The following is a 17,179-nucleotide window of genomic DNA, read 5'->3' on the forward strand; positions in this document are numbered from 1 at the left end:
GCCCGCAACTAAGCCTGAGATAGCCCCAACACCCCCCACACCTACCCCAACCACCCAAAAAGAAGAGACGAGCACTCCAGCGCCCCAAGCTGATAGCATTGTGATCACCCCTAAAGAAGAAGTGTGGATGGAACGCATTGACCTAAACACCCACTACAAAACCCAAGCGATCATCAAAGAAACCTACAGCTTTGAAACCCACGGGCATAAATGGCTCATAGCCTTTGGGCATGGCAATTTATCTATTAAAGCCAATGGGGAAGATTTGGATTCTAATCGGGATCGCCCCTTGCGCTTTTTATACACCCCTAAAAATGGACTCACCCGCATTAGCCTCTCAACCTACAAAAAACGGAGCCCCTAGTTGAATCCCTTAAAATACCTCATCCTCTCTATCAGCACCACAAGCCTCCTTTTTGGGGGCGCGCTAGAGGATAAGATTCAAAATCTCATTGGCGATCGCTTTTATCTGACTAACCGCAATTTTATCGATCGGGTTTTTAGTAACCCCAATAGCTTTTACGACCAACAAGGCAATTTGCAGGTGAGAAAAGTATTGCAAACGCTTAAGGCAAATGGTCTCTTGCCCCTCAAATTCAAACAACCCGGGACATTGCGGGTGAGTTTTGAAGCCCAAAGCTCCCCCCTATTGCTCTTAAAGACCATCCAAAGCGTGCTGTCTTTAATGGGCTATTCGTATGTGATGGTGCTAGAGATGGAGCACAAACAAGACTGGAGCAAGGCGACCTTTGGCTTTAGCACCGAATACGCCCTAGACCCCACGCTTTTGGGCGAATTATTTGCCAAAAAGGGCTTTGATTTTAGCGATGTCAAACGCGATGATTTGCAAAATTGGCATTATGCCTTCCAAGTACGCACCCCCAAACTGGCTAACGCCACCACCATTATCCCCACCGGGCATTTTAGAGCCCTCAAAGAAATTAGCGGGGAGTATTGGCTAGATATGGCTTATAGTGGCAAGTTAAACATCATTGCCAACCCCGATTGGCAACCCCAAATTAGCTTTTTTGACTCCTCCTTGCAGATGCGCGACTTCATCTACGAGAAAAACCCCACCTCTAAAATCAGCGTCTCTATCCCCGATGGAGTCCGCTTTGTCAAAATTAGCGACATGCAAAACCCCATCGTGCTTAAAGGGGGAATCAAGGTTTTACTCGAATCCTCTAAGCATTAAGAATTTAATTTTTCTCTTAGCTCTAAAGCCTCATGCTCTAAAAATTCTAGCCATCTTTGCGGGTGAGCGTGTTTGGCGGTGATGAAAATATCCTTATCCCCACGCCCAGAAACATGGGCGATGATCTTTTTATTCTTAAAGTTTTTACTCAACTCTAACACCCCCGCTAGGGCGTGGCTGGATTCCAACGCCGCAATGATACCCTCATGTTTGGCAAAGAATTGCAGGGCATGCAAAGCCTCCTCATCTCTAGCACTCAAACAATGCAAACGCCCAATACTCTCCAAATACGCAATTTGGGGGCCAATCCCCACATAATCTAACCCTGCGCTGATCGAATGGGTCTTAGCCAAGTTGCCTTGATCATCTTGGATAAAAATACTCTGGAATCCATGTGCGATCGCCATTTTCTTATCCGCACGCATGCGCGTGGCATGTTCGCCCAAATTAGTCCCCCTGCCCCCGCCTTCCACGCCATAGAGCGCACACCCCCAATCCTCTAAAAAGGCACTAAAAAAGCCCATCGCATTGCTCCCCCCACCAATGCATGCCACCAATATCAGGCAAGCCCTCAAAATAATCCTTGATCTGCTCTTTGAGCTCTTTGCCAATCACGCTTTGCAAATCCCGCACCAAATCCGGATAAGGGTAGGGACCCACAGCCGAACCTAACACATAATGAGTCGTCTCAATTTGCTTACTCCACGCCCCCAATGCCTCATCTACGGCATCTTTTAAGCCCTGATCGCCTTTCTCAACCGCATGCACATGCGCGCCTAAAAGTTCCATGTTAAATACATTGGGGCGTTGCCGCTTGACATCTTTAGCCCCCATATAAATATGGCACTCTAAGCCCAATTTAGCGCATGCGCTTGCGGTGGCTAAACCATGTTGACCTGCCCCAGTTTCGGCTATTACTTTGGTTTTGCCCATCATCTTAGCTAGTAAAACCTGCCCTAGGGCATTGTTGATTTTATGCGCCCCGGTATTAGCCAGCCCCTCAAATTTTAAATAAATTTCATTACCCAAGATTGCCGAAGTGTTTTGAGCAAAAATCAAGGGTGTAGGGCGACCAATAAAATGCGTGCATAAGTCTTTAAAGGTGTTTTGGAATGGGGGTGTGGGTAAGATATTTTCATAAGCCTTAGCCAACTCCAGCAAGGCAGCTTTGAGATTTTCGGGCACAAACATGCCCCCAAAATGCTCCCCAAAAAACATATTTTGGGATTTGAGAAACAGACTGGGTTTAGACATACAGACCTCTTTTTGTAATTTATATTTCTTGCAAGGCTAGAGTGCGTAAATACCCATTTTCACTCAACATCACATACAAACGCCCCAAAACCTCCTTTTTTTCCTCGCTATCTAAAAGCGTGCTCTCCTCGATTTTTTGTTTTAAAATACGCTCCATCTCTTTGGTGTCATACTCCAAATCCTCTAGGGCATCTAAAATCGTTTGGGCTTCTAAAATGTGGCTGAGTGAAAAAGGCTCAGGCGCGCCTGCAGCATGCACATGCACGCAACACTCAGTGGGGTGGGTGAAAAGATTGTGGTGCATGCCCAAAACCTCTTGATACGCCCCCACCAAGAAAAACCCCAAAAAATACTCCTCTTGGCGCACATCGACCTCATGCAAAAACAAGGGCTTATTTTTATTAAAGCTAATCTCCCCATCGCTATCACAAGTAATATCCCATAGACTCGCACTGCGGGTGGGCTCTTGGTCTAATTTATGCAAGGGCATGACGGGGAAGTTCTGCCTCAAGCCCCAATAATCGGGCAGACTTTGGAAAAAGGAACAATTTAATAAATAGCGTTCTTGGACTTGCTCTTGGATGCGGATAATATCGCTGTGATCTTTGTGCCTAAAAAACCCAATGGCTTTTTTGATGATCAAATGCCCCAAGACCTCCGCATTACTGCGATCTTGCAAATCAATATAGCCCAAATCAAAGAGGGTAAAGAGGGACTCCATGTGATCCAAGCTGTCATGCAAATATTCAATGGCGTTTTTGGCATTGATATTGTGGTAGAGATCCTCCATTTCAGCCACTAGGGGCGGGTTGGTCTCTTTGAGGCGCAAAATGCTTTCATCATAATCTTGAGAGAATAATTCGAGCACCGGTGCGACCAGCACCGCATGGCTAGCGCTGATAAAACGCCCCGATTCGATGAAAATATTAGGCTCTAGCTCCTTTTTATTTTTCACAATCTCTTTGAGTAAAAAGACCACATCGCCGGCAAACTCCTCTAGGGTGTAATTGCGCTCGCATTGGTGCTTGTGCTGGGAATACTCAATGGCTAGCCCCCCGCCAATATTCACACTCTTAAGATTAAACGCCCCCATTTTACGCAACTCGGCATAAATATTCCCCGCCTCTTTGAGCGCCTTTTTAAGCGGCGTGATGTCGCTAATTTGGCTACCGATATGAAAATGAATCATGGAAAGTTGCCCTAAAAGGGCGTGTTCTTCTAACAAACGCATCGCCTCTAATAATTCCGTGCTGGCTAGCCCAAACTTGGCATGAATCCCCGTGCTCTTAGCCCAAATCCCCACCCCCGAGCTGTGCAAACGCACGCGAATCCCGATTTTAGGGCAGAGTTTGGCATTCTCCCCTGTGGTGTTATTCTCTAATGCCACTTCTAAGATACTCTTAAGCTCGCTTAGTCCCTCTATGGTGAGCGTAATATCTGCCCCCATGCTAGAGGCAATAAAACCTAGCTCAATCATCTCCTTATCTTTAAACCCATTGACCGTGATGGGTGCGCCCTCTTGGATATAACTCATCGCTAAAATCAATTCAGCTTTGCTCCCGGCTTCCAAGCCATAATGCCCCTTAAACGCCTTAGAAATCTCCACTAAGGGCAGGACAAAATGGGGCATGTGATTGACCTTCAAGGGGAAGACCGCCTTAAACGCCCCGCTGTAGTGGTATTGGCTAATGGCATTAGAAAACATGTTGAAAAGTTCTTTAACTTGTTTTTCAATCAAATGGGGGAAACGCAAGAGTAGGGGACCCTTAAAGCCCTGTTCGCGTAACTCCATCACAATCTCCATCAAGCTAGGCTTGCTCCCCACATTGAGCTTGACTAGCCCCCCCTCAATCACAAAATCCTCTCTGCCCCAATACTCTAAGCCATAAGTTTGCATGCCATCCCTTTAAAAGTGGCAGTATAACAAAAAAAACCCCTTTATGTGCTAGAATCACCCTATGGAAGCACCCAAACACCCCCCCGCCATGCACACATTGTTAAACGCCCCTTGTTTTGTGGGCTACGATCGCGCAATCTTAAAGGCTTTGGCTAATGCATTATTAGAGGAGTGTCGGCAAAATCCATGCGGCTATGAAAACTTAGCCCAGTGGTGTGATGCGCTCCAAGCACGCTATTTAGCCTTGCTAGCTCCCCCTTTGAAAAAGGTCTATAACGCAACGGGGGTATTGCTCTCGACCAATTTAGGGCGTGCCCCCCTCGATCGCCAAGCCTTAAAAGAATTAGAGATTTTGAGCGGCTATGTGGATTTAGAAGTGGATCTAGAGAGTGCCATGCGTTTTGAGCGCGCTTTTCAGGCACAAAATCTTTTAAAGGCACTCTTTAACGCCCCCGATGCGTTGATTCTCAATAACAACGCCAGCGCATTGGTGTTAGTGGCAAGCGTATTTGCCCCCAAATCCAAACGCAAACAAACTCTGCTCTCTTATGGGCAGTTGGTCGAAATTGGGGGGGGTTTTAGAGCGCATGAACTCTTGGAGAGTGTAACCCACCTTAAGTTAGTGGGTAGCACCAATAAAACCTATTTGCGCGATTATAAGAATGCTTGCAGCGATGCCAGCGCACTACTTGCTAGCGTGCATTGGAGTAATTTTTCCATGAGCGGGTTTGTGGCTAGCGTGCCCTCCAAATCTCTTTTTAATCTAGCCCAAGAAAGGGGCTTCATTTTTTATGAAGATTTAGGGAGCGTGCAGAGCGTGGAGCACACGCAAAAAGCCCTTAAAAGCACACATCTTTTAAGTTTTAGTGCCGATAAACTTTTGGGGAGCGTGCAGGCTGGGATTGTGCTAGGCAGAAAAGAATATATAGAGCCCTTACGCACACACCCGCTTTACCGCGCCTTTAGGGTGGATAAGATCACGCTTTTTTTACTCACCAAGAGCCTACAAGGCTATTTGCAAGGGCAAAAAACCCCCTTACAAACTTTTTTAGAGCAAGATAAAGACGCACTGCTTAATAAAGCCCTCAAACTCCACCGCGCTTTAAGCCAGATAGCCGGACTAAAAGCCTTTGTGATCCCCACGCAGGCGCATATAGGCGGGGGCGTGCAGATGGAGGGCGTAGAGAGTTTTGGGGTGCAACTACAAGCTCATATGGATTGCAAAGCCCTTTATCACGCCTTGTATAAAAGGGGCGTGGCTGGAGTGGTGCGCTCTGATTGCGTGGTGCTCGATGTCTATGCACTCTTTGAAAAGGATTTTTCTGCCATCGTGCGCTTTGTGCAAGAGATTCTAAGCCCCTAACGGACTTTGCCACTAAGACTACCGTATTTTTTGCTATCATGGATAAAATCTACGATGAAAGGCTTTTTATGTTTGCACGCTTTAAGCACGCCTCGCTAAGAGCTAAGATAGTGGCGAGTATTGCGGTTGTTTTGGTGGCTTTGATGTTGGCGATCTTTTATTTTGTGATAAGTCATGTAGAAAGTATTTTGAAAGCAGAGGCGATCAACCGCCTCCAAGCTCAGGTGCGCAATGCGGGGCAGGGTGTGCAAGATAGTATCACTCGTGTTTTTGTGCGTTTGGCTTCCTTACATGTGGTTTTGGCTAACACAATCCAAGAAGCTCCTTTTAAAAAACAACTTTTAAAGGATTATCTTTACCGCTCCCGTGCGATCAATGCGCTCTCCATAGGGCTAGAACATGACCCCAATGGGGCTTTTAGTCTCGAACAGGTCAGAATGGGCGATGTGAATAGTCTGAGCGGGAGTGGCGAGATTGTGGAGCTAAACGCCCCGCATTTTTATGAAAACCCGCTTTATTTGCAGAGCAAAAGGGAGAATAAAATGGTGTTAGGCAAGCCCTATGTGCGCACCATGCAGGATAAAAGCGAGATTTATGGCATCGATGTGGCCTACCCCATCAAGGATGCCCATGGGGCTTTTAGGGGGGCGGTGATCTTGTTTGTCAATATCGATCGCTTTGGGCTTGTGCTCAAATCTTATGGCGTTGGGGAGACCAAATTTAACCTGATTGCCCAAGATGGCACCTTGCTCTATGTGGAAAAAAATCCCAGCGTGCGCAACACCCCTTGGGAAAAGTTCCACAAGACTTTTTCTGAGGAGGGAATCCCCGTTATTGCAAGTGGCAAGCCCGATGTGCTGAAGGTGCGTTCTGCTGTGAGTGGCTTGACCTCCTATGCCGCCATCTACCCTTTTAGGGTGATCAGCGGGAGTGTGGGCGACACGCCTTGGTTTTGGGGGGTGGCTGGGGTGCGCAGTGAAAAGCGGATTTTTAGAGATGTGGATGCAATCCGCGCCACTTTGGCAATCACCAATGTGATTGGGTTATTGGTGGTGATTGGGGTTATCTACGCGCTCATTTATACCCTTATGATCAAACGCATCGGGTTTGTTTCAGATAATTTGCATAACTTCTTTAAAATCCTGCGCCATGAGGTTTCAGCGGAGAATATCCAACTCGTGCCCGCTAGGAATTTGGACGAGTTGGGGCAGATGCAAGATAGCATCAACCAAAACATTCAGGAAATCCAAAAAAATATCATGCAAGATAGCCAAGCGGTGGAAAATAGTATCCAAGTGGCCTCAAAGGTGGAGAGTGGGGACTTTAGCCAAACCATTAGTGCAGAGCCCCATAACCCCTCCCTAGCCGCGCTCAAAACCAATCTTAATAACATCATTCTCTACATGCAAAAGAGTATTGGCTTGCACATGCAAACCCTCCATGATGCCTTTGAGCGTTACGCCCAATTTGATTTTAGAAAGGGGATTCCCCAAGCAAGTGCGCAGATGGAAAAGGCAGTAGATGCGCTGGGCTCAGAAACCAGACGCATGCTCAGCACTTCGGCTGGTTTTGCCAAAGAGCTAGATGACAAGGTCAATGCGCTTAACTCTTGTGTGGATCGGCTCAATGAAATTGCCGTGCGCCAAAATAGCAGTTTGGATAAAACCATTTTGAGTATTGGGGAGATCACGGGGGGAATCACGCAAATAGCCCAACAAAGCACGCAGATGATCCAACAAGGTCAAGATATTAAAAACATCGTGGAAATCATCCGCGACATTGCCGAACAAACTAATTTACTGGCTTTAAATGCTGCCATTGAAGCTGCCCGGGCGGGCGAACATGGGCGGGGCTTTGCGGTGGTGGCTGATGAGGTCAGAAAACTGGCCGAACGCACACAAAAATCTTTGAGCGAGGTAGAAAGCAATATTAATGTGCTGGTACAAAGCATTGCAGACACTTCTGCGCGCATTCAAGAACAATCTAGTGGCGTGCAAAATATTAATGCGGTCCTAGAAGAGTTTAAAAAAGATACGGCTAGCTCCCTAGCCATTGCCAAAGATTCCCAAGAGGTTTCTAAGGGGATTGATGACATCTCAGCCCAAATTGTTGAGGATGTGCAACGCAAGAAGTTCTGATCAGATGCCTATTTTTGGCGTTGGCGTTGTTTTCAAAACTCATAGCTTAAATAGGCTGTAACCGAGCGACCCGGTCCGGGCTCTCTGCCTGTGGGGCTAGTGCCAATGCCCCTAAAGTAGTATTTCATGTCAAAGATATTATTGACCTGCAGACTGCCCGTAACCTTGTGCCGCCCGCCTTGCCAAAATGTTTGGCTGAGTTGCACATTCCACACCCAATACCAAGGCAAGAGCCCCACACTATTACAGCCAAAGGTCGCTCCATCAATGCTATAACCAAAGTTAAAGCAGGCGGTTTGGGGCTTGGCTTGGTTGAGAATAGAGGAATAGGCACGGCTATAAAAATAGCTAGAAAGCCCGAAAGTGGTTTTCTTGTAGGTATAACTCATGTCAAAGATGAACTGATTGGGGCTCACATAGGGCAATCTTTTACCTTTGAGATTAAAGGACTGATTGATAATGCCTTCAAAGTAGCTAGGATTGTCTTTGGCGTTATTGGTGATGCGCGCATCAATGTAGGTATAAGCCACATGGAATTGCAAACCCCTGATAGGGGCGTAGTAAAGCTCTAATTCCACGCCTTGACTCTTAGCATCAATATCTAAGGCATTGCTCCCATACCCGCCACTATAATAGTGGTGTGCCAAAATGACAAAGTAGTTGGCATTGAAACTTAGGAGGTCTTTGTAGGAATAACGCGAGCCCACCTCAAACTCATTGAAGATTTGGTTGTAATTGGTGGAAAAAATACTAACAGACTTGGCTTGGGGGGGGATGAAGCTGCGGCGGTAGTTAAAATACATTACCCAATCTTCTAAGGGCTTGTAACCCAAATTGAAAGCCGGGCTATACTGGTTATCGGTTTTTTTGACAACCTTAGTTTCAGTAAAGTTGCCCGTATTAGGATTGACATTTTCGGGCAACACTTTTTTATAGTCTAGGAAAGTGTAACGGAAGCCCGGAATGAGGGTAAGTTTGCCATTAAAAAACTCCATTTTATAGCTGGCATAACCCACGATATAATTGTTAAACATCTCCAAATTTTGGCTTGCTTTTTTGTCATATAAGAATCCAGACATCTGGCAAGTGCCATTATTCACAGACAGACACTTATTTTGCAAGAATCGAAACCGCATATCGCTAGCCATGTAACGCATGCCAATTTTAAAGGTGTGCCGCATGTGTTTGGTGTTTAAGGTGATATTGACATTGGGCTCAATGGCGTTGATGAGGTAATTGCGGGGGTGATCGCCAATATTATACCCCTTGTAGTTTTGATTGGTATAAACTGGTCCCACGTTAGGGTCTGTATTGACATTGAGGAAGTTTGAGTCAAATTGGAAATCCCGACTGATGTCATGCCCATAGTAGGTGAGCGTGAAATCCCCGCCTAGCTTGTCTGTATCGCCAAAAAAGGTCTGATACACTCCTCCCCAACGCATCGCTTTGCCACTTTTGGCGTTGTTGGGGCGGTTGTTTTGGAAGCGGTTTTGATCGTAAGCCTGCGCACCCAAAGAGCCCGGATCGGTTAAGAAAAATTTATAGTATTGGTAATAGATGCTGATTTTGTGGTTTTCATTGATTTGGTAGAGCCCATCTAAAAGGTAGTTTTGGATATTGGTGGGGCTGTTGTCCCTAAAGCCTTGCCCCATCACCCAGTTAGCTTGGGCTTGCACCCCAAAGTGCTCGTTGATCATCCCCCCACTTCTAACATAGGTGTTGTAAAGTAAGTTATTGCTTAGGGATTTAAGAAAAGAGGAATCGCCGGTGTTAGAGGCACCGGTGTTAGAGGGAGGGCTAGCAAATCCCGCATTGTGCGCCTTAGCCCAAAAAGTCATTCTCTCGGCTGCTTGGTTTTCCCATTTATGGGGGATGGACTTAGTGATGATATTAATCACCCCTCCAAAAGCATTAGGTCCATACTGCACACTCTCCCCACCCTTGATGACACTGATACGATCGACTGATTGGAAGGTAACCGGGAAAATAGGCATGCCAATATCCACATAGGGCGCGACATAGACGGGGATTCCATTGACTAAAATTAGTCCCGTATTGCTATGCCCCGAGCCCCCGCCCCCAAATCCGCGTATGGAAAAAGTAGGCACCGCCCCTACACCTGTGGCGTTGCGGATATGCACCCCGGGCACATTTTGCAAGGCTTCTTCAATGCTTTGGTTAGCCTGCTGGGTGAGTTGCTTGTGTGAAATGATAGTTTGGCTACCCAAATAGTTTTTCACCTCCGGGCTACGCCAACTTTTGGGGGCTTCCTCATTCAGAGTTGCCCCTGTGGTTTCCACCCTTTGTAAGTGCTTGGTTTCAATAGCCTGTAAATTATGTATAGACAAACACCCCCCCCAAAGAGCGACCATGACCTTTTTCATTAAAAACCTTTTGAAAAAAAAATTACAGATGTGGATTATATAAAAACAATTATAAGAATTGCATTAATAATGAAAAAGCCCTCGCTTGGACTAGGGGGGTGTTAAAATTGTTTGTGGGGAGCTGAGTCTAAAATAGATCTTTGCTATCTAAATCCCATACCCGCCAATTATCAAAAAATTCCCCTCTAAACTTTGCTTCAATGTCTAAAAGCGTCCATCTATCGCTATCATGCTCCCCGCTCAAGCATTCATAAACAAAACAATGGCAGTTGCGTTCATGTTTTTCTGTGGGGATACCCCCACTGGGATAGTCCAAAGTTTTCCCCACCATCGCACGCGCTCTTTGGGCAGCCTTAGCAAACCCGACCGCCTGTGTGCCTTTGCAAGACACATAAATACTCATCGCTTGTGTGCCGCTGATAAACTCTTTGGGTGTGGAAAGTTTGACCTTGCCTGTTCCAAGCAATTCCACAATCTGGTTTTCACCCACATAAATACCGGTATGGGTGGTGGGACCATAAAGACGGCAATAAAGAATGCTCCCCAGCTTGGGGGTTACCTTGTCGCGAATCACATTATCCACAAACGATTCGGCAAGATTAAAAGCAGCGGGGAGACCTAAAACAAGTAGGGGGAGTGCCATCGTTAATCCTTAAAATGAATTGGTGAGCCATTCTAACATACAAGAGTGAGAATTTCCATTTTATTTGAGTGTCTTGACTTGAGTGTCTTGACTTGTTAATAGCCATTAATATTTCAGCGGTATAATCGCTAGGTTTTAGGTATTCACCAAAAAGACCTAGCTAAAAGGGTAGAGCCCGTATTTGAAACGAGCAAACCATAAAATTTAAGGGGTTTTCAAATTCTATGAGCAGAGTAGCCAAACAGCAACAAAACAGCAAAAATCCAATTTTCTCCAACAGCCAAGAAAACTGAACTAACAAAAACTAGATTGCGTTGTTTCTAAGGAGTTTGATACAAACACGGCGGGCATTCTACTTGAAAAATCTTATTTTGTCAAGACTTTAAGAGTGATTTTTGAGTTGTTCTTGTTATTCTTAACCAAATCCCATTCCTTGACAACACAGCAAATTTAAGCTAAAATGGGCGTTTGTTTGTGAGAATAGCGGGGCGTAGCGCAGCCTGGTAGCGCACTTGGTTTGGGACCAAGGGGTCGAAGGTTCAAATCCTTTCGCCCCGACCAGTCTTCTTTAAAATGGTGGGTGTAGCTCAGTTGGTTAGAGCACCAGATTGTGGTCCTGGGGGTCGTGGGTTCAAGCCCCATCACCCACCCCATTATCCAAAACTCCCTTTTTTCTTGCAAAATTTCTTTTAGGCGCTTGTAGCTCAATTGGATAGAGCACCAGACTTCGGATCTGGGGGTTAGGGGTTCGACTCCCTTCAAGCGTACCACCCCATGCGCTTGTAGCTCAGCTGGATAGAGCAACGGCCTTCTAAGCCGTAGGCCACAGGTTCAAGTCCTGTCAAGCGTACCACCGCTTTTGTTTCCAATCTTAACATCTCATTTAGCACGGCTTTTTGCGAACCTAGTAGGCAAGGATCATTAACCCAAGTATTTTATACTTTACACATTAGGTTACTTGTCCGCAATTAGCCACAATTCTTATTAATGGAGCCCACATGCAACAACCCTCTAGTGAAATCATCCAATCTAGCCTTGCCCTTGCTAGAACCCTACAAACCAAGATCGTGCAGCATTTGAGTAGTGAAGAGCGATCCTTCCATGCCAAAATGCAAAAGCTCTTGAACAACCCCTCCCATAAAGTCATGCTCATTGAACTCTTGGATCGTAGCTTTAGAGCTAATAGCAACCACGCACGCTTTGATTTCATCGAATACACGCTTAAGAAATACGGCATTGCGGATTTTTTCACCAGCTTTGAAAAGTTGTTGCTAGCGGGCTTTTTGAGCGTGGGTAAGCTTGCCCCCTCCATGAGTGTGCCCTTTTTTGTCAACCGGATTCGCCACGACACAAAGGGCTTGGTTTTAGATGAGAGTAGCGACAGCCTTAAAAATATGATTGAAAAACGCGAAGCCGAGCATATCACGCTCAATATCAATTTGATTGGCGAGGAGGTGCTAGGCGAGTCCGAGGCGGCGTATCGCATGCACAAATACCAAGAGGCGATCAAGTCCAGCTACATCAAGTATATTTCTATCAAGATCACCACGATTTTTTCCCAAATCAATATCATTGACTTTGAGAGTTCTAAAGAGGAGGTGGTTAAACGCCTAGACACCCTCTATGCCCTAGCCCTAGAGCAAAAAAAAGAGCATGGGATTGACAAGTTCATTAACCTAGACATGGAGGAATTTAGGGACTTAGAGCTCACTGTGGAGTCCTTTATGGAGTCCATCACCAAATTCCCCATCAGTGCGGGGATCGTGTTGCAAGCCTATATCCCCGACTCCTATGCCTATTTGCAAAAATTGCATGCCTTTTCTAAAGAAAGGGTGCTTAACAATCTCCCCCCCATTAAGATCCGCTTTGTCAAGGGGGCGAATATGGAGAGTGAGGAAACCATCGCCTCGATCAAGGGCTGGGAGCTCCCCACTTTCACGCGCAAACAAGACACCGATTCCAACTACAATAAAATGTTGGATTTTGTGCTGGAAAATGACAATTACAAATACATCCAAATTGGGATCGCCTCGCATAACCTCTTTGAGATCGCCTATGCCTATACCCGTATCCACACTTTAAACGACCCAATAGCCCTAGAGCATTTTAGCTTTGAGATGTTGGAGGGGATGAGCTTGCAGGCTAGCCTAGAGCTTAAAGAGATGCACAAGCTCATTTTATACGCCCCCGTGTGTGATGAAAAGCATTTTAATAATGCCATCGCCTACCTTGTGCGCCGTTTAGATGAAAACACCGCAGCCGATAACTTCATGAAAGCCTTTTTTAATCTCCAAGTGGGATCGCCAGCATGGAAAGATCAAGAGGAGCGGTTTTTAAAAAGCTTGGCAGGCATCAACACTTTGGATAGCACCACGCACCGCAAGCAAGATCGCAATATCCACCAAAGTGCCCATTCCACCTACCCTAACAACCCCTTTAAAAACGAGAGCGACACGGATTTTATTTTGAAAGCTAACCGAGAGTGGGCTAAAAAAGTCGTGGAAAAGGCTAAAAACGCCCCCATTGTCGAGCTTGCCCCCGTCATTGGCAGAGAATACAACCCCAAAAGCCTCAAAATGATCGATGTCCTAGACAAGATCGCACACAAAAAGATCGCCACTATTAGCCTAGCTAATGAAAACCTCATCCATGAGGCCCTAGAATCCGCTAAATCTAGTACCTTTGGGCATAAATCTTTAGATGAAATCCATGCGATCCTAGCCCAAGTGGCACAAAATTTTAGGGACAGGCGGGGGGATTTGATCGGTCTATGCGCTTTAGAAGTGGGTAAAACCCTCATTGAGAGCGATGCGGAGGTGAGCGAGGCGATCGACTTTTTAGAGTTTTACCCCCATAGCTTGCAAAAACTCCTAGAGGAGCACCCCCATATCCGCTTTAAGCCTAAGGGGATTGGCGTGGTGGTTGCCCCGTGGAACTTCCCCATCGGAATCTCTGTAGGCACGATTGCTGCCCCACTGGCTGGGGGTAATGTGGTGATCTACAAGCCCTCTAGCTTAAGTGCGGTGGTGGGTTATCGCTTGTGTGAATGCTTTTGGGATGCGGGCGTGCCCAGAGACACGCTGATCTATTTGCCCGCTAGGGGCGAGGACATCAGCAAGCACCTTTTAAAAGACCCCGCCATTAGCTTTGCCGTGCTCACCGGCTCAGAGGATACGGCTTATCGCATGCTCCAAGCCAACCCCACCTTGCACTTGAGCGCAGAGACGGGGGGCAAGAACGCCACCATTGTTACCAAAATGGCGGATCGCGATCAAGCGGTGAAAAATATTATCCATTCGGCATTCAGCAACTCCGGACAAAAATGTTCGGCTACTTCGCTCTTGATTTTAGAGGAGGAGATTTATAACGACCCGGATTTCAAACGCGCCCTGGTGGATGCGACCAAGTCCATGAGTGTGGGCGACCCTTTAGAGCTCAAGCATAAAATTGGCGCGCTGGCGGATGTCCCGGATACTAAGGTGCAAAAGGCGTTAAATAATATTGAAGAACATGAGGAGTGGGTGTTGCAACCCGAATTTGTTAATGATAATCCGTATTTGATGAAACCCTGTATCAAATACGGCACGCAAAAAGGCGATTACACCCACATGACCGAGTTGTTTGTGCCCTACTTGTCTGTGATGAAAGCCAAAGACTTAAAAGAAGCCATAGAGATCGCTAATGCAACCGGATATGGCTTGACCGGGGCTTTAGAATCCCTAGATGAACGCGAATGGGAATATTATACCGGGCATATCGAGGTGGGGAATGTCTATATCAACAAACCCACCACGGGGGCGATTGTCTTACGCCAACCCTTTGGGGGGGTTAAAAAATCCGCTGTGGGGCTAGGGCGCAAGGTGGGGGTTTATAACTATGTTACCCAGTTTGTAGAGATTGAGGAATTGCCTAATGCCACCCCCATTAGCGATGTGAGCGCAACCCCCTTTATCCAAGCCCTAGAGTCTTTTAACCAGCACCACCAAAACGAATACCACCAAATCGTGCAGATGGCTAAGAGTTATGCCCACTACGAGCAACACGAGTTTAACCAAAAAAGGGATTTTGTGCATATCCGCGGTGAGGAGAATTGGTTTTCTTACACCAAAGTTTCTAGCATTGGCTACCGCGTTCGCCCTGAAGATGGCTTGTTAGAACTCTTTAGCGTTTTGATGGGGGCTGCTGTGAGCCAAATCCCCCTTACCATCAGCCTATCTAGCGATGTGGATAATTTGCACTTTGCCACGCTCTTAGAATGCTTGGAGTATATCAAGCACCACTTCAACCCCACCATTTATTATGAGAGTTTGGAGGAATTTTGTGCCAAATTAGGCGATTTTGGGCGTGTGCGTTACTTTGGCAAAAATTTAGACGCACTCTACCAAGCCAGTGCAGAGCTAGGAATCGTGGTGGCTAATGCCAAACCTCTAACATGCGGGCGTTTTGAGCTACTCAATTACCACCTAGAAAAATCGATCAGCATTTCTTACCACCGCTATGGGAATTTGGGTGCGCGTGGGCTACAAGCAAAGGGCACGCATGCACATTAGCTACCAGATTTTGATCGTCTTTGTGCTCTATTCGGTGTTGATGCTCTACATTGGGTTTTATTTTTACCGCAAGAACGAAACCACTGAGGATTATTTCTTGGGCGATCGCTCTATGGGTCCGGTTATTAGTGCCTTGAGTGCGGGGGCGAGCGATATGAGCGGGTGGTTACTCATGGGCTTGCCCGGGGCGTTGTATGTGGGCGGGTTAGTCAATAGCCATATCGCCATTGGGCTAACCATCGGGGCGTTTATTAACTGGTCTTTAGTGGCTAAACGCCTACGAGTCTATACCAGCGTGATCGCCAATTCTATTACGATCCCTGATTACTTTGAAACCCGCTTTAGCGATGATAAGCACATTTTGCGCTTTATCTCTGCCATTGTGATCTTGATCTTCTTTACTTTTTATGTTTCCTCTGGGCTAGTGAGTGGGGCAAAACTCTTTGAAGCCACCTTTGGGGTCAAATACACCCATGCCCTTATTGTGGGCACTTTGATCATTGTTACCTACACCTTTTTAGGGGGCTATAAGGCGGTGTGCTGGACGGACTTAATCCAAGGCTTGCTCATGATGGGTGCGCTCATTGTGGTGCCCTGCATGATGCTCTACCACTTGGGTGGATTTGAGGCGGGTTTTGCAGAGATTGCCAAAATCAAGCCTGAAAACCTTGCTTTTTTACAGGGGACTTCCCTTGTGGCGGTGATCTCTAGTTTGGCTTGGGGCTTGGGCTATTTTGGACAACCCCATATTTTGGTGCGTTTCATGTCCATTCGCTCCATCAAGGAGATTCCCCAAGCAACCGCCATTGGAATTGGCTGGATGGGGATTAGCCTAGCGGGGTCTTGCTTGATTGGGCTCTTGGGCGTGGCGTATGTGGCTAAATTCCATCTCAACTTAGCCGATCCCGAAAAAATTTTCATTGAAATGAGCGCGACTCTGTTTAACCCTTGGATGAGCGGGATTCTCTTAAGCGCGATCTTAGCAGCTGTGATGAGCACGGCTAGCTCCCAGCTCTTAGTGAGCTCCTCAACCATTGCGGAGGATTTTTACGCCAAAGTCTTTAACAAGCAAGCCCCGGTTAAAACCGTCATGGTTGTTAGCCGTGCCTCTGTGTTGGCTGTGGCGTGCATTGCCTTTTTTATCTCCCAAGATCGCAACGCCAGCGTGCTTAAAATCGTGTCCTATGCGTGGGCAGGCTTTGGAGCCAGTTTTGGCACCGTGATCCTCTTTTCGCTCTTTTGGGCGCGCATGACACGCCTCGGGGCGATTATGGGTATGGTCTTTGGGGCGGGCATGGTGATCTTATATGATAAATTTGGCAAGGGCTTTTTGGATATTTATGAGATCGTGCCCGGATTTTTGGCTAGCTCTTTAGCCATCATTGTTTTTAGTCTCCTAAGCCCCGTGCGCTCGGGCACCAAAGAGGCTTTTGATCGGGTGATGCAAGAGGTTAAAAAGGGGTAAGCTTACCCCAAGGCTACCATGCCCTTTTACACCATCGCCCCCTTTGCCAAAACCAAACCTCTAACCTATGAGAGCCAAGCAAGCCTAGAGATAGGCACTCTGGTCAAAATCCCCCTACAAAATCGCCAAGTTTTGGGCGTGGTGCTAAAAGAGTGTGCTAGGCCCGAGTTTACATGCAAACTAGCCACCCCCACCAACACCTACTTTAATCCCCACCAAATGCTGCTATTGCGCTTCATCACGCATTATTATTGTGCAGGGCTGGGCATAGTTGCCCCCCTATTTTACCC

At 46.7% G+C, this 17,179-nt stretch carries 9 protein-coding genes, 4 tRNA genes and 2 pseudogenes; 11 read left to right on the forward strand and 4 right to left on the reverse strand.

The annotated features are described in order from the left end of the window. Together C5684_RS03535 and C5684_RS03540 are read left to right on the forward strand one after the other, a co-directional pair. Nucleotides 1-364 (forward strand): annotated as a pseudogene (locus C5684_RS03535) (hypothetical protein); the annotation flags it as partial. Next, nucleotides 365-1,195, forward strand: coding sequence for a hypothetical protein (locus tag C5684_RS03540; RefSeq protein WP_104639439.1), 831 nt, complete (start codon nt 365-367; stop codon nt 1,193-1,195). Here C5684_RS03540 and trpB read toward each other — a convergent pair. Both trpB and speA read right to left on the reverse strand, forming a co-directional pair. Next, nucleotides 1,192-2,449, reverse strand: a pseudogene (gene trpB / locus C5684_RS09840) (tryptophan synthase subunit beta). The gene C5684_RS03540 and the pseudogene trpB sit on opposite strands and share 4 nt — an antisense overlap. Nucleotides 2,450-2,468: 19 nt before the next feature. Next, on the reverse strand, nt 2,469-4,346 hold the full coding sequence (gene speA / locus C5684_RS03550; RefSeq protein ID WP_104639440.1) for an arginine decarboxylase: 1,878 nt from the start codon (nt 4,344-4,346) through the stop codon (nt 2,469-2,471). 61 nt (nt 4,347-4,407) lie between these two features. Here speA and selA point away from each other — a divergent pair, with 61 nt between their 5' ends. Next, nucleotides 4,408-5,709, forward strand: coding sequence for an L-seryl-tRNA(Sec) selenium transferase (gene selA / locus C5684_RS03555; RefSeq protein ID WP_199764484.1), 1,302 nt, complete (start codon nt 4,408-4,410; stop codon nt 5,707-5,709). Nucleotides 5,710-5,777: 68 nt separating this feature from the next. Continuing rightward, nucleotides 5,778-7,847, forward strand: a complete 2,070-nt coding sequence (locus C5684_RS03560; protein WP_104639441.1) for a methyl-accepting chemotaxis protein — start codon at nt 5,778-5,780, stop codon at nt 7,845-7,847. A gap of 32 nt (nt 7,848-7,879) precedes the next feature. Here C5684_RS03560 and C5684_RS03565 read toward each other — a convergent pair whose 3' ends face one another. Further along, nucleotides 7,880-10,231, reverse strand: a complete 2,352-nt coding sequence (locus tag C5684_RS03565) for a TonB-dependent receptor family protein (RefSeq protein WP_104639442.1) — start codon at nt 10,229-10,231, stop codon at nt 7,880-7,882. Between the two features lie 127 nt (nt 10,232-10,358). Beyond that, on the reverse strand, nt 10,359-10,874 hold the full coding sequence (locus C5684_RS03570) for a C40 family peptidase (RefSeq protein WP_013890894.1): 516 nt from the start codon (nt 10,872-10,874) through the stop codon (nt 10,359-10,361). Between the two features lie 484 nt (nt 10,875-11,358). Here C5684_RS03570 and C5684_RS03575 point away from each other — a divergent pair. The 7 genes from C5684_RS03575 to C5684_RS03605 all read left to right on the forward strand — a co-directional run. After that, nucleotides 11,359-11,435 (forward strand) — tRNA-Pro (locus C5684_RS03575). 15 nt (nt 11,436-11,450) lie between these two features. Then, nucleotides 11,451-11,527 (forward strand) — tRNA-His (locus C5684_RS03580). A gap of 40 nt (nt 11,528-11,567) precedes the next feature. Continuing rightward, a tRNA-Arg gene (locus C5684_RS03585) sits at nt 11,568-11,644 on the forward strand. A 6-nt stretch (nt 11,645-11,650) separates the two neighbouring features. After that, nucleotides 11,651-11,727, forward strand: a tRNA-Arg gene (locus C5684_RS03590). Nucleotides 11,728-11,872: 145 nt separating this feature from the next. Then, a complete protein-coding gene (locus tag C5684_RS03595) occupies nt 11,873-15,424 on the forward strand; it encodes a bifunctional proline dehydrogenase/L-glutamate gamma-semialdehyde dehydrogenase (RefSeq protein WP_104639443.1) in 3,552 nt (1,183 codons plus the stop codon). Beyond that, complete coding sequence (gene putP, locus C5684_RS03600) at nt 15,414-16,889, forward strand: sodium/proline symporter PutP (RefSeq protein WP_104639444.1); 1,476 nt, start codon at nt 15,414-15,416, stop codon at nt 16,887-16,889. Before C5684_RS03595 ends, putP begins: the two co-directional genes overlap by 11 nt. An 18-nt stretch (nt 16,890-16,907) precedes the next feature. After that, the coding region (locus tag C5684_RS03605) for a primosomal protein N' family DNA-binding protein (protein WP_456152204.1) at nt 16,908-17,179 on the forward strand (272 nt) is incomplete at its 3' end.

The sequence above is a fragment of the Helicobacter bizzozeronii genome (assembly GCF_900196775.1).
GTDB classification, from domain to species: domain Bacteria; phylum Campylobacterota; class Campylobacteria; order Campylobacterales; family Helicobacteraceae; genus Helicobacter; species Helicobacter bizzozeronii.